Source organism: Mesorhizobium sp. M0678 (assembly GCF_040320505.1).
In the GTDB taxonomy this organism is placed as follows: domain Bacteria; phylum Pseudomonadota; class Alphaproteobacteria; order Rhizobiales; family Rhizobiaceae; genus Mesorhizobium.
The window spans coordinates 223,481-243,409 of the sequence record NZ_JAMYPT010000003.1 but is presented as its reverse complement, the minus strand read 5'-3'; the positions used below and the strand labels follow the sequence as shown (position 1 = coordinate 243,409).

The following is a 19,929-nucleotide window of genomic DNA, read 5'->3' as shown; positions in this document are numbered from 1 at the left end:
AGCCGATATTCCATGCCGACCAGAACCGATGTTAGTGAACCGCGCCGGTGGTTTGCCGAAGACCTGCGTGTCTCATCGCCTGTCTTGCACAACCCTGCAGTCATCGAGGCCTTCGCAAAGGTTCCGCGCGAACAGTACCTTGGCAACGGGCCTTGGCGTATCCATTCGAGATTGCAAATCGGGGCGGTCCATACCAGCCCTTCAGCCGCACTTCACGAGATTTACCACGACGTTCTGGTCTCGCTTGACGAAAAGCGCGGATTAAACAGCGGCTTGCCGTCGCTTTGGGCATTGGTTTTCGACCATCTGAACGTCGCCGCCGGCCAGACTGTCCTTCAGGTGGGTGCTGGTGTCGGCTATTTCACCGCCATCCTCGCTGAACTGACGGGTTCTGAAGGCCGCGTGATTGCATATGAGATCGACGAAGAACTGGCCCGGCGAGCGCAAAGCAATCTTGCTCATTATGCCCATGTAGAAGTGATATCCGGTGATGCAACGCAGGCAGTCGATCTGCCAAACCTCGATGTCGTGGCCGCCTTTGCCGGAGTGACGCACGTGCCGGAACGGTGGCTTTCAAATTTGTCCGACAAGGGTCGGATGGCGCTGCCGTTCACAGGTGAAGACCAACGAGGCTTCATGATGCTTCTGGAAAGGGCTGGCCGTGCGTTTCCTGTAAGATCACTTATGCCATGCGGGTTTTACCCCTGCAGCGGAGCTAGGCGCAGTGACGAAGAAAAGGCGTTGATGGCCGCCCTCAAGACTGCGCGAGGCAAGGTCACTGGTCTCGCGCAATACCATCGAGGACGACCAGCAAATGGCCTCGAGAACGCTTGGCTAGTTGCCGACGCATATTGGATTTCGAAAGCCTAGAGATCGATATCAATCTCGCGTGTCACCGTCGTAGGGTGTGGCACGCATTGAAGGGCGTTGCACGAAGGATCTATACCGTCAGTCGTGGCCTCCCCTGCAAGAAGTCGGGCAATCTCCGGAATTCCAGCCAGCTTAGACAAGTGGCGAGCGCGATGTGGCCGACATGGAGCGGCGCGTCGAATTCGACCTCGCGTTCCACAAAGTTATAGAATTTCGATGAGCTTCATCGTCATGCCTGCGCCCAAGGCAGGGTAACGCAGATGTTCAGGGCGGCGCTCGTTTCCCAGCGGATGGAAATGCCTGCGTCGCACATGCCGCCGGCGAGCGCCTGGAGGCGCAAGGCGGACCATTTTGCTCGCCCTCTTTCGGGGATGAGCCGACGACTGCTTTCGAGATCGTCGAGATAGCCGCAGATTACGCTCGAATCGAAGATCGTATAACCGTCATTGAGAACGAGAACGGGCACTTTGCCAAGCGGATTGATCGCAAACACATCCTCGTTGCGATTGATGGGGCTCGTCCTCCTCCAGAGCGTGACCTCCAGTATCTTGGAGGCTCTGGAGTGACCAGACAGAGCCGTTTTGAGCAGGGCAGCCTTTCGGGGTTTCAGACAACCCCCAGAGTAAATGAACGAAAGTTCCGTTCGTTCGAATGATGATAAGTAAGGAAATAGGAGACAGGCTTTACGCCTTATTCGGTGCCTTGGCGTTGCCGAGGGTGCTTCACTAGCATTGATCCAGCGCCGCGCGCATAAGTGGAGAATACAATAGCGGTGAGGCCGCGGTCGGTGAGGTTCAGTGATGAATCATCTGCAGATACGCGGCAGGGGGTGTAGCGCCATGCTATCCCTCGTTCCGTTATGTCTCGTTCTGCTGTTGGCATCTCCGGCAAATAGTCAGTTGGCGCCCGAAGCGTCAGCTGTTGCCGCAGCTAACGACAGCTCGTCGGTCGTGGTTTCCGAACACACCGAGGTCGACAAAGAACCGGGCAAGCCGCAACCGAGCGCGCTCGGATCCTATATATCTAGAGAGCTGGTGCTCAGCGAAACACAGGCACTCAAGGAGGGCGCGCAAACGCCGCTCGGCGAGCATGTGGAGGGTTTGCGCCGCGAATTGGCCGCAGCACGAGCGGAGCTAGACGTTATGCAGCGCGGCGCACGTGACCTAAGCGCCCAGGCACACGTACTGACAGACACGGTGGCTCAGCAAGCACAAGCCCTAAAAGAGCAGCAGCGAACAGACGAAGCGCTCGCGCTCGATCTGGAGACGGCGCAGCGCGTTATCGAAAGCTACAGGGCCGAAGCCAGTCTCTGGAACAGCGAGAAGGCTGCCACGCTTGGAGCGCATCCCTCTATGGAAGTCTCTCAGCTTGCTGCCAAGCGAGCGCTTGATGACGAGCGGCACAAGGTTGAGCTCTTGGAACAAGAACTTACTACGGCTCGCCAAACGATCGATGCTCTTAAGACAGGCGCAAATCTGGCAGCCGTCGAGCAGGCCAACGCCATAAGGGACCGACAGGTGGCCGAGGCCGCTGTAAAGCAAGCTCGAGAAGCACTCGAACTGGGACGCGAACGAGCAGATTCAGCTGTACGAGCCCTCGCCATCGTTCGCAAGGAACGCGATGCTTTAAAGCAGAACTCGATAGAATTGAGTGCGGCGCTGGACCAAGAGCGTGAAAGGGCTATCGGTCTAGCCCGCAGCCTCAGTGCCGCGCGTGAGGCAATTGATATTGTCAAGGGTAAGCGTCGCACTGCGGCTGTGGAGCGCGCGCCGAAAGCACGTACCCCCGCGAGTGCACATGCAAGTAGGCCATCGCGTTCGGGCTTCCAACCAGTCCGTAAACCGGGCTTGCCGGAAAAACAGAAAGTGAAGGTCCAAAAGTCACCGCAACCTGTTCTGCTGTCAACCATCGCTCTTCCCGCCGCATTGCTCCCAACGCGACCACCGAAAAAGCTCGACCTAGGCCAGTGAAGAATAGTGAGCGAAATGTATGCCGCAGGGGAGTATGATAATGAAAAAATACGTCGCAGCCGCGTTGACGATCGGGATCGCAATCGGGCCTGCCTCGGCTCTTGATGCAGGTGTAGGCGGCAATGTTGGCGGTGCCGGGGTCGGTGCTGGAGTGAGTGCCGGTTCGCAAGGCGTATCTGTGGGGGTGGGCACGAGCGTCGACGGTGTAGGCGGAGCAAGCGTTGGAGCTTCGGTCGGCGCAGATGACGGCTCAGTCGACGCAAGCGTTAGTGCCAGCGGCACCGTAGGTGACACAGGCGGAGGGATTTCGACGGATGTCGGTGTGGGCGACGATCCAGCCGCCGAAAACGAATCGGTTACCGCTCCCGGTAGTCCGGCCGCAGCCACCACAGCCACTGCCTCTCCCAAGACCGCCAGGCAATCGATCGTCCTGCCACCCGTCCTCCTGCCCTCTAAACCTGGTGACGGTGGGTCCGAGCGGGTCACCAAGGGCTATCCCGCTGAGTTTCTGGCACCGCTGAAAGCGAAAACCGGTACGCCAGCCGCAGTGGTGCGCGCCTGCCGCGCGGCGATCGTGTCCGCTGCGACGCCGCTTGGCGCCGTCCGTGTCCACGCGGTAAGCGCAGGTGCCTTGCGTCAACGTCGAGGCGCACTCACGGCGCCGATCGAGGTGCGAATAGACTACGCTAGACAAGGTGGCATCGAAGTCCGGCAGGCGCAAGTCAGTTGTCGCCTCGATGCGTCGGGCAGGGTCACTGCAATAATATAGCAGCCAAGCCTGTAAGAGGGACACACGGCGCTTAGCCGAGGTCGCTCGTGTTGGCTCGGTGATCAACCAGCGCCCGCGAGTGTGAGTTTCCTAGCCTCGACCTGTGGCCGCGCGCGCGTGCGTACTGGTCGCAAGACCTATCAAGAAGCGGACTCGCTGATATCGGAACAATCCTGACGAAGCATCGGCAGCCTTTGTCCCTAGACGGTGCGCCTGCCGTGCCCAAGCCCTCTTGGCGCACCGCCCAGGTGATCGTCATGACCAATGACAACCATGCTGTCCCCCGGTCGTCGGGTTGGGCAGGAACGGCTTGCGAACGCCGCGACATCGTCCATCTCGCGCGTCCCTTCATGGCATGCCTTGCAGGTAGTCACTTCCCGCCCTTCGGTCGCCACTTGCCATCGAACAGACCCGTGGCGGCACGTGGTCGATGTCGACGCCGCGAGCCGATCCGGCACAATAGATGCAGAACGGCTGCTGGCTGCGTAACTTCTGGCTCAGGCTCACGATGTTGGGTTCCAACTTCTCTGACGGGGATTGTTAGGGCCTCGCCAGTGGGAAACGAAGGGCGCGCGGGGGGCCTCGCGCGAGCCAGTTATCCGATCACCCGCCCAGATTTTTGTATCAAACATTCTGGCCCCCTTAAGGAACAAATCCGCTCGAGGTGCAGTTCGGTCCTTTTAAGATGTAGGCCCGAATGTGGTTGAAATCGATAAAGCCAAACAGAAGGTTATTGCCAAAGTTGTGCGGCACTGGATCACCTCAGAGGTAATCCGCAATTACCTTCGCAACCTGCTAAATCTGCCTGTAGAACGGGAGCTGCCGGCTGAGCAAAGGTATTTGCTGGAGGAACTTGATAGGGCCGACAAAGAGTGACGTATGGCTCTCCACTGGTTCAACCCTCCGGTCCCCGTCAAGACCGAGCGTCCCGGGATCATCCGCAACGTCAACAACGCCGAGAAAGCCGGCGAGGAGCTGATGAAGTGGACCAAGCGTGGCCCTTGCTGGGACCTCGCGGTGCGCGTTTGCATGGCCGTGATATTCGACGAGATGGAACCTGAGGAGGCCCGTAAGGCATTTCTGGCTGCTGCAAAAGAGGAGGGGACATTACTCCCCCAATGAGAACTAGCTAAATTGGATGCGGTATAAGCTTCTAGGTGTCTATTACCAACACCGCCTTCGCGCGAAAGGAGCCCGCCGCCAGTGAGGGAGAGGCGACGGACCCCCCCACAGCGGCTGCACATCCACGAAGAATCCCGCTGCCACCTCTAAACCCGCGAGGGCCTACATCGTTCCCTTAGCTGCGGCTAAAGCGGGGTTGGTCGGCGGGCTCTTGCCGCTCTAAGTTCCCCCTTATGGGTCCTCTCTGGTTCTCTCCACCGGTCTACGTGAAGACGAAACGTCCGGGCATTCGCAATGGGGTCAGCCACGTCGAGGGAGCCGCCGAGGAGCTCATGGGGTGGGACACAAAGGGCCCGAAGTGGACCAAGGCTGTCCAATCCTGCGTCGATGCATTCGAGGGCAAATCCTCCCCCCAAGAGGTCCGTGAAGCCTTCGAGGCGGCTGCCAAGGAGGCCAACGTGTATCTCTCCCCTGACTAGGAGGTATCATGGCAACCCATTGGTTCGTCCCTCCGGTGTTCGTGAAGACTGAAACCGGTGTCAGGCATGGCTGCAACAATGCGAGGGCAGCCCTTGAGCAGCTCAAAACGTGGACCCGGAGAGGACCCTGCTGGCATAAGGCGGTGACGCTGTGCCTGTCAGATCTGGAGGGCGATTCGATTGACCCTCAGGTGGTGCGAAAGGCCTTTGAGGCTGCCGCAAAGGAGGCCAAGATGTATCTCTCCCCTGAGTAGGAGGTGTCGGGCAACCCATTGGTTCTCCCCTCCGGTGTACGTCAAGACCGACCGACCTGGGGTCACCTACGGGTGTAACAATGTCGAGGGTGCCGCCGAGGAACTCCTGAAGTGGATCAAGATGGGACCTAAGTGGAGGAAGGCTGTGCAACTATGCATCGACGCCGTCGAGGATCGGGCGACCCCGGAGGAGGCCCGTAAGGCCTTCGGGGCTGCTGCTAAGGAGGAGGGGATGTTCGTGCGAAACGTTGAATGTCGCGAACTGGCGCAAATTAGTTCCCACCTGAGCGTAGAAGAAGATCCATGTACGACGGGTACATCCCATGACATTGTATGGTGTAGCAACGCTGATCGCGTCTGTGCCGACCGGCGGACGGTTGCAGCACGTTTCGTATGCTGATTGTCGCGATGGCGAGCGGCATGAATTTCGGAAGGGATATGAGAGCCAACACTTCAGGATCTCCCGGCGATGAGGCGCACTCTACCCGCAGCAGAATCAAAGAGGTCGCGGCCGAGTTCTATGTCCTGCGCGGCCACGATGGTTTCAGCTTCGGCGATATAGCGACGGCAATCGGCACGACGCGCGCCAACATCCATCATCACTTCGGCAACAAGCGTCAGCTGATGGAGGAATTGATCGCGGACTTCGCCGCCAACGCCGAGGCCCGCATCAAGCGCTTCTGGACGACCCCCGATATCCGGTTCTTCGACCGTCTCGATATGCAGCTCGAGGATCTGCGCCGCTTCTATGAACGTTTCAACGCTGAGACGGGAGCCCGCAATATGTGGAGCCCGCTTTCGCGCCTTCGCCACGACCTCCCAGTTCTCGGCGAACCAGCCGAACATGCCCTGGAGCGTGTCAACCGGGTCTATGAACAGAGCCTACGCCATGCGGTGGACCAGGCTGTGAAGGATGGAGAACTTTCTCCCGACACGCTCAGGGACGAACTCGTGCACATGCTGCGCATTACCCTTCTGTCCTGTCCACCGATGACGCAGGACACCGGAAGCTTCGACGAGGTCGCTAGGACCTTCGCAGCACTGGCGGCGATCATCCGCGCAGCTTGGCAGGATGCGGGGAAGGGCTCGCGCCGAGGCTAGACATCCAGTGGATCAAAGCGAGGGCGAGTTGACAGATGTTAGCCTCCGGGTTACTTACTTACAGGTAAGTCAGCCCGTGGCGGCGACGAGGCGCGTACAAGGGAGGATCACGTGCTACGCGATGACGAATTCACCCGTTTCGAGGTCAGCCCCTTCACTGGAGCGCTCGGTGCAGAAATCCGCGGGATCGATCTGGCGGGCGCGAGCGAGGATGCTTTCGAAGACGTTCGCCGCGCGCTCTACCAGTATCATGCGCTCGCCGTGCGCGATCAGGAGCTTGACGCCGCTGGCGTCCACAAGGTCGCGCGCCGGTTCGGGCCATTTAGCGGCAATCCGGTGCACACGCCGATCGACGGCTTCGACGATATCGTGCGCTTCGTGCGCGAGCCGGACGACACGGGCAAGGTGATCGGCGAGGACTGGCACATGGACCTCGCCTGGCTACCAAAGCCGCCAGGCATTACGATCCTCTACGGTGAAGAGGTGCCGCCGGTCGGCGGCGACACATGCTTCTCAAGCCTCGAGAAGGCATATGACTCGCTTTCGCCGCGGCTGGTCGAAATCCTGCAAGGGCTGACGGGCGTCCATAGCGGCCGCGGGGTCTTCGCCATCAACGCGGCCCACAGTCGGCTGGGCGTCAAGGCCGATGTCGAGGCGATCGAGAATGCCGTCGTCGAGCACCCTGTGATCTGTCGGCACCCCGAGACTGGCCGGCGCTATGTCTTCGTCAGCAGCGTGATGACCAATTTTAAGGGGATGACGGAGGAAGAAAGCAAGCCGATGACCGACTTCCTGATGGCGCGGGCTGTCCGGCCCGAGTTCAACTGCAGGCTGCGTTGGGAACCGAAGACGCTCGGCATGTGGAACAATCCCCACGTCCTGCACACTGCCATCAACGATTATCCCGGATATCGCCGGGTGATGTACCGAACGACGGTGGAGGGCACCGTTCCACTTGCCGCCAGGGACGGCTGACGCGCAACCGCTCAGGGAGGAGCAATGGCATTTGGTTCCGAGGCGTCCGTCGGCCACAGAGGGGAAGGGGCGGCGGAAGCGGCTGGCGAGACCAAGAGGCGGCGCTTCGCGTTTTCGCCTGCCTATCTCTATGCGACGCCCGTGCACCTCCTGGTGCTTGGGATCATCGTGCTGCCCTCCATCTTCGTCCTGTGGCTGAGTTTCGAGGCCTCGTCATTCGGCCAATCGGCAAGCTTCGTTGGGCTCGATAACTATATCCGCGTCCTCACCGATCCATATTTTTGGGGTTCGATCTGGAACACGGTCCTCGTCGTCGCCGTCGCGGTTCATATCGAACTTCTGCTCGGTCTCGGCCTGGCTCTGCTTTTCGCCTCCGGGCTTCCCTTCCAGCGTGTCATGCTCGTCGTGGTGCTCGCTCCTTACGCTATCAGCGAGGTGACGGCGGTCGCAATGTGGCGCTTCCTGTTCGATCCAGACGTCGGGCCGATCACGCTGATGCTGCGATACACCGGGCTGCCGACGCTCGACTGGACGTTCATCCCTTCCCATGGCCTCATCCTCGTCGGCCTGCTGACAATCTGGCTGCACCTGCCATTCACATTCATCATTCTCTATGCGGCACGGCTCGCGGTTCCGAAGGAGCTCTACGAGGCTGGGCGCACCGACGGGGCCAACGCGTTCCAGCTCTTCCGCAACATCACGCTACCGCTTCTGGCGCCAGCGATCCTGATCGCGCTGCTCTTCCGCTACATCTTCGCCTTCCGCCTCTTTTCCGAGGTCTGGCTCCTGACCCAGGGCGGCCCGGCGCGCACGACCGAGGTCGTTTCCGTTTATCTCTATCAGGAAGGCTTCCGCTACAACTCGTTCGGCACGGCGGCCGCGACGGCGTGGATGATGGTCGTCATCTCGCTGCTGCTTGCGACTGGCTATGTATGGCGGCTGCGCAAGGAATCCGTGGCCAATGCGTTCTAAGCGTCTCGCCATCGGTGCCGGAAAGACGCTCGCTGTTGCGGCAATCGTCGTCTGGTCGCTGTTTCCGATCGGTTTCATCGTGCTCTCGTCGTTCAAACCCGGTCGCGAGATTTTCGCGGTTCCACCAGAGCTCTTCTTCGAACCGACCTTCGAGCACTACGCCTCGTTATGGCAGCGCTGGCCGGCCTTTTTCGACGGGCTCGTCAACAGCCTGATCATCACCACCGGGGCAACGGCGCTTGCCGTCATGGCAAGTTTGCTCGCTGGTTTCGCCTACTCGCGCTATCGAGGCGTCCGTTTCCTGGAGGGATCGGTGATGTTTCTGATCGGATCGCGGCTGATCCCGCCGATCGTCGTGACGCTGCCACTGTTCCCGGTCGTCAATCGGCTCGGGCTCAACGACACCCATCTGGTGCTGATCCTGCTCTACGCGACCTTCTTCGTCTCGCTCGGCACGCTCCTGATGCGCACGTTCATTGACCAGGTGCCGCGCGAACTCGACGAGGCGGCTGTCCTCGACGGCGCGCGGCCGCTGACGATCCTTGTGAAGATCATCTTGCCGCTCGTAGCGCCCGGCATGCTCGCCGTCGCCGTCTTCGTCGTCGTCTTCGCGTGGAACGAGTTTCTGTTCGCCTATATCTTCACCGCCAACCACGCCAAGACTGCGCCTTTGGTCCTTTCTGAGATGATCAGCTCGATCGATGGCGTCGACTGGGGCGTGCTCTTTGCGGCCTCTACCGTCCAATTGCTGCCGGTTCTCGTCTTCGTGGTCCTGATGAACCGGTTTCTTGTCGCCGGGTTGACCGCCGGCGCGACCAAGGGGTGACGACGTCACCGAGAAAGGGAGGAAGACAATGCCTTTGCACATGACACGCAGAGCCCTGCTGACGACCGCGATGGCCGCCGGCGCGACGGGCGCATTTGGCCGGTTGGCCCATGCTCAGGTAAAGACGCTGAACGTGCTTTGCCATCGCGTCCACCAAACCAACCTGACGACCGGCGCCGCCGGCAATGTCATCAAGCCCTGGGAGGACAAGAACAACGCCCAGATCTCCTGGACGACGCTCGACAGCAATCCGCTCCAGGACCGGCTATTCCGGGAGGCGAGCCTGAGCGAGACCGATTTCAACGTCGGCTATATCATCGACAACCGCATGACATCGCAGATCGCCTCGCTCTTCGAGCCGCTCGACGACCTCCGGAAAGCCGAGCCGATCGAGGATTTCGACGATATCGTCGAGGGCCTGCGCCAGTCGATGACCGTCGGCGGCAAGCTCGTCGGCATCCCGGTGCGCCATGCCACGCAGGGGCTTTTCTACAACGAGGAGCTGCTTCAGGAGGCCGGCATTTCGGCGCCACCGGACACGCTGGAGGAGCTGGTCGAGCAGGCGAAGAAGCTGACCTTCACCTCCAAGTCCAGTACGCCGGTCGTCGGCATGATCCTTGCGAGCGACCTCGCCGTCTTCCCGGTCATGTTCGCCCGCGCCTTTGGCGGCGATTTTATCGACAAGCAGTTCCGGGTGGTTCCCGATCCGGAGGCGATGGAAAAAGGCCTGTCCGTGCTCGCCGACCTCTTCAAGGCCGGGGCGCTCCCCCGCAGCTACGCCACGACGCGCAATGACGATATGGTGACTTGGATGCAGCAGGGACGCGCAGCCTTCGCGGTGCTGCCTTTCGCCCGCTACGCGCAGCTCAACAACAAGGAACAGTCGACCGCGCCGGGAAAGATCAAGGCGATCGAGTTCCCCGGCTCCAAGACCCTCGGCAGCGGTCAGGAAATGCACCCGGTCGTCGAATCCTGGGCTATGGCCATTCCCGCCAATTCGGCGGACAAGAAACTCTCCTGGAGCTATCTCCGCTTCGTAGCGAGCAAGGCGGCTACACTCGATATGGCGCGCAACGGCAATGGCCCCGTCCGCTCATCGACCTATGCCGAGCCGTCGTTCGCCGGGTCGCAGCCGCAGGCGAAGGTCGAGGCTGCCGCCCTTGCCAAGGCGAGACCAGCCTTCCCGGCTTTTCCCGAAGCCGCTCGCGCTCAGTCGACGTTTCTCGAGGAGGTTCAGCTCGCCGTCCTCGGTCGCAAGAACCCGAAGGAAGCGGTCGCCGCCATTGTCGACCGCGTCAAGCCGCTGATGCCAGCGTAATCGTATGGACCACGTCGCCAAGTCGCCTGGTACTTGCCAGGCGACCAACCGGCGAGGATCAGCACGGTCGTAAAGTGGTCGTCGGATGAGGCGATGTTCCATGGACCTGAATTCGATCGCGCGAGCTCAGGACTGCCTGGCAGTGCGCTGGCGCAGATAGCAGGTTCATCGCACCGCCGCCGATATCCCACTACGCGGCATAGGCAATGGCCGCTGACCGTCGGCGACTCCCCATGATCGAGGTAGATACCATGATGCCGCTTGTCGGCACGCATGGCCTACTGACTTTGTAGATGCTTTCGAGCGGCGCCGGGGACGCTTATCGCCTGCTACTCGATGTAGTGCACGGGCGCCGCCCCTCCGGGGGGACGTAATCAACCCTCGGACTTGCCAGCCTGTTTGCCTGGAAGCTTGCGATGGTAGCACGCGGGCATGCCGATCCCTCGTTGCTGGATAGCTATGACATGGAGCGCAGGCCGGTCATCGAGGCTACGTTGGCGCAAGCGCTCGCCCGCCTACAGAAATGGTTCGACGATCCGTCGAAGCGGTTGCCTCCTCCTGTTGCGATCGTCGAGGATTACGACGTGGTATTTGGCCAACGCTACACTGCAGGCATCGTGGCTCGGGAATCCACACCGGACGATCACCCGTTCCAAAAATCCGCCAAGCTGTCGGGTCGCCCTGGCACGCGTTTACCGCATTTCGCGGTCGGGCGCGCCGGCCGGCGGATTTCGAGTCTCGATTTGTGCGATCGCGATCTTCTTCTCCTCTGCGCTGACGAAGCATGGTGTCAGGCCGCTGACGCGATAAGCCAACGCCTCGGAATGCCGCTGACCTGCCACGCCTTGGGTGCCAATGACGATCTGATTGACTTGGACCATCGGTGGCCTTCCGCGCTCGGGGTTGAAAGCGGCGGTGCCGCCTTGGTCAGGCCGGACGGCTTTGTCGCGTGGCGGTCATCGCACGGTGTGCCTGATCCCGTACAGGTGCTGATCGAAACGCTTGACGGGTTTGGTTTCCGCACGCAGGCACACGAACACCATCGGTGAGCGGCGGCGAGTGCGGATGCCTCCTGCGTTCTGGCACGCCGATGTCGTCGCCGGGAATGCGGGCGATGCCAAGGGCGCAGACGGCCAGCGCACGAAGCCCGGCCGCTACGACTCCCTTGCCGATCCCATCGCCTGGAATGGCCGCGATCCTGTGGCTTCGCATCGGTCCGGTCTTCCCTTGTGGCGCTAAACTCCGATGAACCACCGTGGCCTTGGCAGACCGAATGTCGCCGTTACCGCAAATGGTCAATCAAACCGTTCAGCAGGAGCAGCAACGCCCCAGCGACGACAGCCGCGGCCGCGTCGTCCAGCATAATGCCGGCCCCACCCCTTACCTTGTCATGCATGATACGGATGGGCCAAGGCTTGACGACGTCGAAAAACCGGAAAGCAAGGAAGCCTGCTGCCCACCAGAGTGGGTCGATCGGAAGCATGGAAAGTGTCGCGGCGGCGCCGAAGGTCTCATCGATGACGACGATCTGCGGATCCTCCGCCCCGGTACGGGAGATAACATGCGATGACGCCCATACGCCAACGGCGAACAGGGCCGCATAGGCAAGCACGGTCAGCCAAGGCGATGCAGGTATCAGAGCTGCGGCAACAGCCACTCCAACTATTGCGCCGACCGTGCCCGGCCATATTGGAGATAATCCCGCGCCGACAGAGGTCGCGAGCAGGTAGGCGAACTTGGGTGGAAATTTATGCATCGAGTTTCGGCCGGCTTCCCACGGATCGCAAGCGATCATAGTCACATCGTTCGGGTGCTGCCGCCAGACTGCCGTTCGATTTGCTCCGTCAGCTTGGCGAGCGCCTTATTCCGCCGGCCGCATTCGCCAAAAAGAAATCGCTGTTGCGGCGAGTTGAGAATGTTGCTGAGCCCGGTCTCGGCCCGCTTTGACCAATTGGAACGGTAGCGACGGTGGAACAAACCCGCAAATTGCTGGTAAAGCTCGGTGAAACGACATCATCAGAGGAGCCGCCATGATCGCCGGTCTCATGAAAAGTCGCATCGACCCGCTATGGGAGCAGGCCGCCTCTCCGCTGATCGGGATCGGCATGACGCCGAACCAGGTTACGGCTAGCGGGCTCGTGCTCGTCGCTTTGTCGTCGGCCGCCTATGTCTATCACCATTCAAGTCTTGCCTTTGGCCTTTGCCTGGCGTTTGCCTTCACCTTCGATGCGCTGGACGGTGCGGTAGCCCGCCGGACAAATATGAGCACCAAGGCCGGTGGCTATTTCGATGCCGTCGTCGACCGTTATCAGGAATTGGCCGTCTTTGCGGCAATCGGCTGGGTCGCCGATCTGTGGGCGATCGCAATGTTCGCGTTCGCCGGCGGGATACTCACAAGTTACGCCAAGGCACGGACGGCGCTGGAAATTCCCGTAGAAAACCATGGTTGGCCGGATTTCTTCGAGCGGATGGAACGTCTGGTGTTCATTTGCGTGCTGCTCGCCGCGGACGGAGTCGCGACCGCCATGGGCGCGGCTTCGCCCTGGATTCTGGCGGGTGGGTTCGCGCTGTACGCAGTGCTGGCCAACGCCACAGCGCTACAACGGATCAGTCGTGCATTTGCGATGCTTAAACGAGCCGACGGCAACCAGCCGTGAGACCGCAAGAACGTTTGCATTCAGCCTCATGTGAGGCTATATACTGCTTCATATGAATGGAAGCAGAGATGTTAGCATTTGGAAATATAGCCGACGTGCTGGGGCTGTCGCCCAAGGAAACGGCTGCACGGTCGCCATTCGGGCTGATGGCTCGAATTGAAGGCGGATTGCCCATCGGCGCGCTCGAACGCGTCTCACAATTGCTGGCACCGGCCGATGCCCAATTCAAATACCGCCTCGTTCCAAAGGCAACCTATGAACGTCGCAAGAGGGGCGCTCTTCGACTGTCTTCGGAGGAGGGCATGCGGGTGGCACGGGTGGCTCGTGCATGGGACTTGGCCCTCGACGTCTGGAAGATCGAAGATGAGGCTCGTGACTTTCTATTTCGACCTCATCCCATGCTGGAAGACCGACGCCCGATCGAAATGGTCATCCGAAACGAGATCGGCGCCGAGCTGGTGATCGATATCCTTGCAGGCCTGAAATACGGCACTGCCGCTTGACGGCGCAGATACTCGATCGGACGCTGCCGTGCTTCAGGATCGGCGATCCTGCCGGCATCCATCCGTTCTTTGACGCGACGGGCTCGACGATCGCGCCCGGCCGCTGGAACACGCCTGGCAGCCCAGTGATTTACACCAGCGAGCACTATTCGACAGCGTTGCTGGAAAAGCTGGTGCACGGCAGCGGCAGACTGCCGCCCAACCAGCACTACGTCCAGATCATGGTTCCGCGCGGGCTAAGCTACGAGATATTTTCGCAGCCGTCGCTGCCGGGGTGGGATATGATGCCGGCAAAGGTGAGCAAGGAATTCGGCGAGACGTGGTATGTCGAGCGCCGCAGCGCGATCTTGATCGTGCCAAGCGTCGTGGCTCGCCTCGACAACAACGTGTTGATCAATCCGACCCATCCGGAGTTTGCCTTGATCACAGCCAGCCTGCATCAACCCGTATATTGGGACAGTCGCCTGTTCGGCTCCTGAGCAGGTCAGGAGGGGCAGGTTCCTGCCTGTGGCGTCGATTGTTCAAACTCGTCAGCGCCAGGCCAAGCCTGGGGCGACATGGGTCAGAATCGCCTCGATGACATGGGCGTTGTAGTCGACCCCGAGCTGGTTGGGGACGGTAAGCAGCAGCGTATCGGCCTCGGCGATGGCTTCGTCGCCCTTTAGCTGCTCGATGAGGATGTCCGGCTCGGCGGCATAGGAGCGGCCGAAGACGGCGCGCCTGTCTGCCTCGATGTAACCGAACTGATCTCCGCTCTCATTGCCGCCGAAATAGGCGCGGTCGCGATCGTCGACCAAGGCAAAAATGCTCCGGCTGACCGACACCCGCGGCTCGCGCGTGTGTCCGGCCGTCTTCCAGGCCTCACGAAAAGCCCGGATCTGTTCGGCCTGCTGGATGTGAAACGGCTTTCCGCCTTCATCGAATTTGAGCGTGGAGCTTTGCAGGTTCATCCCCAGCTTCGCCGCCCATTCCGCCGTGGCGTTGGTGGCGGCGCCCCACCAGATGCGGTCGCGCAGGCCCTCCGAGTGTGGTTCAACGCGAAGCAGGCCGGGCGGGTTGGGAAACATCGGCCGCGGATTGGGCTGCGCAAAGCCTTTGCCCAGCAACACTTCGAGCAGCACTTCGGTGTGTCTGCGTGCCATGTCGGCATCGCTCTCGCCCTCTTGCGGGGCATAGCCGAAGTAGCGCCATCCCTCGATTACCTGCTCCGGCGAGCCGCGGCTGATGCCCAGCTGCAGACGCCCTCCGGCGATTAGGTCGGCGGCGCCGGCGTCCTCGGCCATGTAGAGCGGGTTCTCATAGCGCATGTCGATCACCGCCGTGCCGATCTCGATTCGGCTGGTCTTCGCCCCAACCGCTGCCAGCAGCGGAAAGGGCGAGGCGAGCTGACGGGCGAAATGATGCACGCGGAAATACGCGCCGTCCGCACCCAGCTCCTCGGCCGCGACGGCCAGCTCGACGGACTGCAAAAGCGCGTCGGATGCCGTCCGCGTCTGCGATTGCGGCGAGGGCGTCCAGTGCCCGAACGAGAGGAAACCAATCTTCTTCATGAGAACCAGCCTAAAGGGGAGCCAGGTGCAGACTATGCTGCGGCGCGCAGCAAAGCATCGCAAAATCGGTGCCGATGATCGCCTGCCTTGACGCGCAAAGCTTGAATCGGCGGTTGTTGATCAACGATGCCGACCGTGCCGAGCTGCCGTCGGACGCGAGTCTAGGAAGGTGCCGCGAACGCGAGCAATATCGCGATGAGGATCAACAGCGGTCCCATCCATTTGAAGTGAACCCCAAAGTTGGTCCACCATGCTTGCTGCTGGCCCGGGCGAGCTTGGAACGGGTCCGCGAGAAATCCGAAGCCGACGCCAGCCATCCACAACCCGGCGCAGAACATGATGAACTCGTCGATGTACTCCGCGACCACGCTTCGAAACTTTCGAATTTATGCCGCCGCTACATGCGCCGAATTCGAGCCGATATAGTTACGGATCGTTTCGATGATCCGGTCCTGGTCAGCCTCGCTCAGATAGGGATGCATCGGCAGGCACAGGATGCGCTTCGGCAACTCTTCCGAAACGGCAAGGCCGGTCGGCGTGCGCGGATAATCGCGATAGGCAATCTGGCTGTGCAGCGGTTTCACATAGTAGATAACCGACGGAATGCCCTTTTCACCGAGATGTGCCTTGAGCCCGTCGCGTTTCGGCGTTTCGATGGCGTATTGCGCCCAGGCCGAGCGGCCGCCGCCCAGATTGCGCGCCGCCTTGACGATATCGCCGAGACCTTCGGCATAGCGATTGGCGACCGCTTGCCGCGCCACCATCTCGTCCTCGAGGATGGCCAGCTTCTCGATCAGGATCGCCGCCTGCAGCGTGTCGAGCCGCGAGTTGATGCCGACGCGGACATTGTCGTATTGCGTTTCGCCCTTGCCGTGGAAGGCGAACGAGCGCAACTGTTCGGCCAGCGCATCGTCATTGGTGAACATCGCACCGCCGTCGCCATAGCAGCCGAGCGGTTTTGCCGGATAGAAGCTGGTCGAGCCGACGGTGCCGAACGAGCCGCACATCTTGCCGTCAGCCGAGCCGCCGGTCGCCTGCGCCGCATCCTCGATGACCATCAGGCCTTCGCGGTTGGCGATGGCCATGATCGCCTCGTAATCGGCGGCGAGGCCGAACAGGTCGACGGGAATGATTGCCTTCGGCCTCAGCCGGCCTTCCGCCTTGATCATGGCAATCGCCGCCTCGAGGCTGGCGACGTCGATGTTGTAGCTGTCGGCATCGACGTCGACGAACACCGGTTCGGCCTTGGTCAGCGCCACCACTTCGGCCGTGGCGGCGAAGGTGAAGCTCGGCACGAACACCGCGTCGCCCTGGCCGATGCCGGCGGCAAACAGCGGCAGCAGCAGCGCATCGGTGCCGTTGGCGCAAGCGACCACATGCTTGGTGCCGATATAGGCGGCGAGCTTGTTTTCGAATTCGGTGACCTGAGGTCCGAGAATATAGCGGCCTTCGTCGACGACCCGGTCGATTGCCGCTTTCAGCCTGTCGCGGATGCGTTCGCGCTGCGCGCCAAGATCGATGAACTGCATGTCGGCCTCAAACGGTTTAGCCAGATAACCGGCCGCTGGTAGCAGACTTGGCACGGCCGAGAAAGCCGCAGGGCAAAACCCTGAATTGCTCAAGTGTCGCAGCCTGTTACCTCTGGTTTCCGATCTGCCCTCTTAAACGCGAGGAAATCCGGGCTTCGGCATGCTTGATGTGGCCTTTGTATCCCGCCCCACTGGCTGGGCGAAACATAAAGTGATCGCCGGCAAGCGGTCCGCGAGGCTGTTGCCAGCCGGTCAGGCGATTTCATGCCGCCATGGCGGGTTGGCGCCGGCCCGCGATACCGTCACCGCCGCGGCTTTGGCGCCGAGCGTCAGCGCCTTGTGGATGGCTTCTTCCGGCAAGCTGGCGATTGCCGTCTTCGAGAGCAGACCCTGCTCGTGCAAGGAGGCAAGAATGCCGGCATTGAATGTGTCGCCGGCGCCGACCGTATCGACCACCTCGACCTTGTCCGGCACGACGGTGACCCGGTGCTGGCTGCTGTAACCGACCGCGCCCTCGCTACCATGGGTGACGACGATCAGCTTCGGACCGCGCTCCAGCCAGTTCCGGACGACGTCCTCATGCGAGCCGGCTTCGCCGAACCAGTTCAGATCCTCGTCCGACAGTTTCACGATGTCGGCCATCGCCATCATGTTGCGGATGCGCCTGAGGTGCTTGGCCTTGTCCGGAATGAAGTTTGGCCGGATGTTGGGGTCGAGCATCATCACGCGGCGCTCATGCTCGCGTCGCATGAACTCTTCATAGGCCGACCCGGCTGGCTCCGAGATCAGGCTGATGGCGCCGAACAGCATGGCCTCGATCTCGCTGCCGAGTTCCGGCAGGTCCTCGATGGTCAGCATGCGTCCGGCGGTGTTCTCGTCATAGAATGTATAGGTCGCCTGGCCGTTGGTGAGCCGCACGAAGGCGAGCGTGGTCGGACGCGGCGAGGTGTGCGCATAGGTGGAACTGACCTTGCTGGCCTCCAGCGCCTCTCTGAACTGGCCCCCGAACAGATCCGACGACAGGCCGGAGAAAAAGGCAGCGGGCCCGCCGAGCCGGCCAAGCGCAATTGCCGAGTTGAAGACGGCACCGCCGACATAGGGCGCAAAGGCCGGCTCGCCCTCCGTCGTGGTGCGCGGCAGCATGTCGATCAGGGCTTCGCCGCAGCAGAGAATCATGAAGTCTTGCTTTCCGGCGGATAGATCACGCCCTTGCGAATGATGATGTTGGCATAGAGCCGCGGCTCGCTTGTCGCGACGATCGCGTGCGCGGCCTTGACCCGTGCATAGAAGTCGGCGCCGGCAAGCGCAACCACCTTGCGGCCCGGCGCACGTCTGGCGCAGATCGCTTCCATCTCATGGTGAACCGGATCGGCGAGCAGGGGATCGCCTTTGGCCGAGGCGCGAAACAGCGCCTGCGGCACGGCGTCGTCGACAGGCAATACGCTCAATACCGCATCGAGCACCGGGACGAGATGATGACCGTCGGCGCGGATCAGCCGCTGTGCCTGCTGTTCGGCCGGGTAGTTGCCGTCGACCAGCGCGATCTCGTCGCCATGGCCCATGGCGCGCAACATCGCCAGAAGCTCCGGGCCGAGCAGCGCCGGGATACCGATCAGCATGCTCAGAAGCTCCGGGAAATCGTGGTCGAGCCGATGAGGAAGCGCTCCGACAGCGGCAGGCTGGCGCCACCCAGCGCCCGCGCATGGATGCCGACCGTTCCCTCGCGAACGGCCGGCAGCCTCAGGCCTTCGCCGTCGATCCTGCCGATGGCTTCGATGACAGCATCGACAAGCCGCCGGCGCACGCCGAGCGGCATCCATCCGTCGATCACCGCCGCTTCGAAATCGATGACAGAGGACGCCGCCACAATGGCATAAGCGAGCGCCTGCGAAGCGCTGGCGATCCAGTCGTCGAGCTCGGCACCGATCTCGCCCCAGTCCCCCGGTGATGTCCACAGATGCGAGGCCTCGACGCCGCGTGCGTTGAGCGCCTTCTCCAGCATGGCGATCGACGCCACGTCAATCAACTGCGTCGGCTTGCCGTCAGGCCCGGGCACCGGCATTGAGCCCAGCGCGCCGGCATTGCCGGTTGGGCCGCCAAACAGCCGGCCGTTCAGCACGATGCCGCCGCCAGCAAAGGCGCCGATGTAGAAATAGACGAAATCGCGCGCCGCGCCCGCCGCGTGGCCGAACACGAGCTCGGCGCCGCAGGCCGAGGTGGCATCGTTCTGCAGATAGACTGGAAATTCGCATTGCGCCTGGATGTCGGCGCGGATGTCGCGATGGCGCCATTCGTCCATGATTTCACGCGGCGCGCCGGCGGTATCGGCCCAGTTCCACAATTCGAACGGCATGGCGATGCCAAGCCCGGCGATGCGTTTGTCCTGCGCAGGGGTGAGTTCGCCGCGCATCTTCTTCATGCCGCTCGTGACGAATTCCACCGTCTCGCGCGGCGCCGGATAGCGGTACGAATGCTGCAGCATCGAGCGCACATTGCCGAGGAAATCGATCAGCACCAGCTCGGCGCTGCGGCGGCCGATCTTCAGGCCGATGAAATAGGCGCCGTCGGGATTGAGCGCCATGGGTATCGAGGGCTGGCCGATCTTGCCGCGCAACGGCGCCTGGCGGACGAGCAGGTCGTCCTCCTCCAGCTCGCGCATGATGACGGACACTGTCTGCGCCGAAAGGCCCGTCATGCGCGCAATATCGGATTTGGCCAGGCTGCCGTGCTGACGCACCAGCGACAGCACCAGCCGCTCATTGTGGTCCCGCATGCCGCTTTGATTGGTGCCGCGGTGCAGACGGCTTTCGGCCGCATCGGGCGAACCGTGCCTCGTAACGCCGGTCTCCACCCCTGTTCCTCCCGTCGTTTCCCCTCAATGCTTTTGGTCTAGAGTGGGTGAACAATCCTGCGATGTCAATAATAAATAAGAGTGATTTAATTATTGACAGTGCTGGCGGACTGGTGTCTCTTGAGATCGGCGTCGACACTGGGAGATTTCGTCGGACGCGCTGCAGGTGCCGGTTGGCCGGCA

General features: G+C 61.5%; 25 protein-coding genes. 17 read left to right on the top strand and 8 right to left on the bottom strand.

Features of this window, described 5'->3' with window-relative positions; genetic code table 11:
• The first annotated feature begins 12 nt into the window (after positions 1 to 12).
• Positions 13 to 870, top strand: coding sequence for a protein-L-isoaspartate O-methyltransferase family protein (locus tag NKI29_RS07705; protein WP_352569930.1), 858 nt, complete (start codon positions 13 to 15; stop codon positions 868 to 870).
• 229 nt (positions 871 to 1,099) lie between these two features.
• Here NKI29_RS07705 and NKI29_RS07700 read toward each other — a convergent pair whose 3' ends face one another.
• Positions 1,100 to 1,363: a glutathione S-transferase N-terminal domain-containing protein gene (locus NKI29_RS07700; protein ID WP_352569929.1), complete on the bottom strand. Its 264-nt coding sequence runs from the start codon at positions 1,361 to 1,363 to the stop codon at positions 1,100 to 1,102.
• A 307-nt stretch (positions 1,364 to 1,670) separates the two neighbouring features.
• Between NKI29_RS07700 and NKI29_RS07695 the strand changes: the two genes are divergently transcribed.
• The 13 genes from NKI29_RS07695 to NKI29_RS07635 all read left to right on the top strand — a co-directional run bounded on the left by NKI29_RS07695 (position 1,671) and on the right by NKI29_RS07635 (position 11,895).
• Complete coding sequence (locus tag NKI29_RS07695) at positions 1,671 to 2,840, top strand: coiled-coil domain-containing protein (protein ID WP_352569928.1); 1,170 nt, start codon at positions 1,671 to 1,673, stop codon at positions 2,838 to 2,840.
• Between the two features lie 40 nt (positions 2,841 to 2,880).
• Positions 2,881 to 3,609 carry a hypothetical protein gene (locus tag NKI29_RS07690; protein WP_352569927.1) on the top strand — a complete coding sequence of 243 codons (729 nt, stop codon included), beginning with the start codon at positions 2,881 to 2,883 and terminating at the stop codon, positions 3,607 to 3,609.
• Between the two features lie 879 nt (positions 3,610 to 4,488).
• Positions 4,489 to 4,731, top strand: coding sequence for a DUF982 domain-containing protein (locus NKI29_RS07685; RefSeq protein WP_352503357.1), 243 nt, complete (start codon positions 4,489 to 4,491; stop codon positions 4,729 to 4,731).
• Positions 4,732 to 4,964: 233 nt separating this feature from the next.
• Positions 4,965 to 5,210: a DUF982 domain-containing protein gene (locus NKI29_RS07680; RefSeq protein WP_352503356.1), complete on the top strand. Its 246-nt coding sequence runs from the start codon at positions 4,965 to 4,967 to the stop codon at positions 5,208 to 5,210.
• Between the two features lie 8 nt (positions 5,211 to 5,218).
• Positions 5,219 to 5,464 (top strand): DUF982 domain-containing protein, encoded by a 246-nt coding sequence (locus tag NKI29_RS07675; protein WP_352496211.1) that lies wholly within the window; start codon positions 5,219 to 5,221, stop codon positions 5,462 to 5,464.
• A gap of 34 nt (positions 5,465 to 5,498) precedes the next feature.
• Positions 5,499 to 5,864, top strand: a complete 366-nt coding sequence (locus tag NKI29_RS07670; protein ID WP_352679857.1) for a DUF982 domain-containing protein — start codon at positions 5,499 to 5,501, stop codon at positions 5,862 to 5,864.
• 20 nt (positions 5,865 to 5,884) lie between these two features.
• The gene (locus tag NKI29_RS07665; protein WP_352795771.1) at positions 5,885 to 6,565 is read left to right on the top strand and encodes a TetR/AcrR family transcriptional regulator; all 681 of its coding nucleotides are present in this window, start codon (positions 5,885 to 5,887) and stop codon (positions 6,563 to 6,565) included.
• A gap of 111 nt (positions 6,566 to 6,676) precedes the next feature.
• Positions 6,677 to 7,540, top strand: a complete 864-nt coding sequence (locus tag NKI29_RS07660; RefSeq protein WP_352795769.1) for a TauD/TfdA dioxygenase family protein — start codon at positions 6,677 to 6,679, stop codon at positions 7,538 to 7,540.
• A gap of 24 nt (positions 7,541 to 7,564) precedes the next feature.
• Positions 7,565 to 8,512 carry a carbohydrate ABC transporter permease gene (locus tag NKI29_RS07655; protein ID WP_352569921.1) on the top strand — a complete coding sequence of 316 codons (948 nt, stop codon included), beginning with the start codon at positions 7,565 to 7,567 and terminating at the stop codon, positions 8,510 to 8,512.
• Positions 8,502 to 9,338: a carbohydrate ABC transporter permease gene (locus tag NKI29_RS07650; RefSeq protein WP_352569920.1), complete on the top strand. Its 837-nt coding sequence runs from the start codon at positions 8,502 to 8,504 to the stop codon at positions 9,336 to 9,338. Before NKI29_RS07655 ends, NKI29_RS07650 begins: the two co-directional genes overlap by 11 nt.
• Before the next feature lie 28 nt (positions 9,339 to 9,366).
• Positions 9,367 to 10,656, top strand: a complete 1,290-nt coding sequence (locus NKI29_RS07645; protein WP_352569919.1) for an ABC transporter substrate-binding protein — start codon at positions 9,367 to 9,369, stop codon at positions 10,654 to 10,656.
• A 395-nt stretch (positions 10,657 to 11,051) separates the two neighbouring features.
• Entirely contained in the window at positions 11,052 to 11,705 is a 654-nt protein-coding gene (locus NKI29_RS07640) for an aromatic-ring hydroxylase C-terminal domain-containing protein (protein ID WP_352570003.1), read from the top strand.
• 16 nt (positions 11,706 to 11,721) lie between these two features.
• On the top strand, positions 11,722 to 11,895 hold the full coding sequence (locus tag NKI29_RS07635) for a hypothetical protein (RefSeq protein WP_352692675.1): 174 nt from the start codon (positions 11,722 to 11,724) through the stop codon (positions 11,893 to 11,895).
• Positions 11,896 to 11,938: 43 nt separating this feature from the next.
• On the opposite strand, the gene NKI29_RS07630 is transcribed toward NKI29_RS07635, so the two are convergent.
• The gene (locus tag NKI29_RS07630) at positions 11,939 to 12,451 is read right to left on the bottom strand and encodes a phosphatidylglycerophosphatase A family protein (RefSeq protein ID WP_352636382.1); all 513 of its coding nucleotides are present in this window, start codon (positions 12,449 to 12,451) and stop codon (positions 11,939 to 11,941) included.
• Positions 12,452 to 12,761: 310 nt separating this feature from the next.
• Here NKI29_RS07630 and NKI29_RS07625 point away from each other — a divergent pair, with 310 nt between their 5' ends.
• From NKI29_RS07625 to NKI29_RS07615, 3 genes are all read left to right on the top strand, one after another.
• Entirely contained in the window at positions 12,762 to 13,313 is a 552-nt protein-coding gene (locus NKI29_RS07625) for a CDP-alcohol phosphatidyltransferase family protein (protein ID WP_352795767.1), read from the top strand.
• Between the two features lie 68 nt (positions 13,314 to 13,381).
• Entirely contained in the window at positions 13,382 to 13,816 is a 435-nt protein-coding gene (locus NKI29_RS07620) for an antitoxin Xre-like helix-turn-helix domain-containing protein (RefSeq protein WP_352570002.1), read from the top strand.
• Entirely contained in the window at positions 13,813 to 14,295 is a 483-nt protein-coding gene (locus NKI29_RS07615; protein ID WP_352569916.1) for an RES family NAD+ phosphorylase, read from the top strand. The genes NKI29_RS07620 and NKI29_RS07615 overlap by 4 nt, the downstream gene beginning before the upstream one ends.
• A gap of 51 nt (positions 14,296 to 14,346) precedes the next feature.
• Here NKI29_RS07615 and NKI29_RS07610 read toward each other — a convergent pair whose 3' ends face one another.
• The 6 genes from NKI29_RS07610 to NKI29_RS07585 all read right to left on the bottom strand — a co-directional run bounded on the left by NKI29_RS07610 (position 14,347) and on the right by NKI29_RS07585 (position 19,746).
• Positions 14,347 to 15,366, bottom strand: coding sequence for an LLM class flavin-dependent oxidoreductase (locus NKI29_RS07610; protein ID WP_352569915.1), 1,020 nt, complete (start codon positions 15,364 to 15,366; stop codon positions 14,347 to 14,349).
• 161 nt (positions 15,367 to 15,527) lie between these two features.
• Positions 15,528 to 15,734, bottom strand: coding sequence for a hypothetical protein (locus NKI29_RS07605; RefSeq protein WP_352569914.1), 207 nt, complete (start codon positions 15,732 to 15,734; stop codon positions 15,528 to 15,530).
• 18 nt (positions 15,735 to 15,752) lie between these two features.
• Complete coding sequence (locus NKI29_RS07600; RefSeq protein ID WP_352569913.1) at positions 15,753 to 16,895, bottom strand: DegT/DnrJ/EryC1/StrS family aminotransferase; 1,143 nt, start codon at positions 16,893 to 16,895, stop codon at positions 15,753 to 15,755.
• Positions 16,896 to 17,147: 252 nt separating this feature from the next.
• Complete coding sequence (locus NKI29_RS07595) at positions 17,148 to 18,071, bottom strand: carbohydrate kinase family protein (protein WP_352569912.1); 924 nt, start codon at positions 18,069 to 18,071, stop codon at positions 17,148 to 17,150.
• A complete protein-coding gene (locus tag NKI29_RS07590) occupies positions 18,068 to 18,514 on the bottom strand; it encodes an RbsD/FucU family protein (protein ID WP_352569911.1) in 447 nt (148 codons plus the stop codon). Before NKI29_RS07590 ends, NKI29_RS07595 begins: the two co-directional genes overlap by 4 nt.
• 2 nt (positions 18,515 to 18,516) lie before the next feature.
• Positions 18,517 to 19,746 (bottom strand): ROK family transcriptional regulator, encoded by a 1,230-nt coding sequence (locus tag NKI29_RS07585; protein WP_352569909.1) that lies wholly within the window; start codon positions 19,744 to 19,746, stop codon positions 18,517 to 18,519.
• Between the last annotated feature and the right edge of the window lie 183 nt (positions 19,747 to 19,929).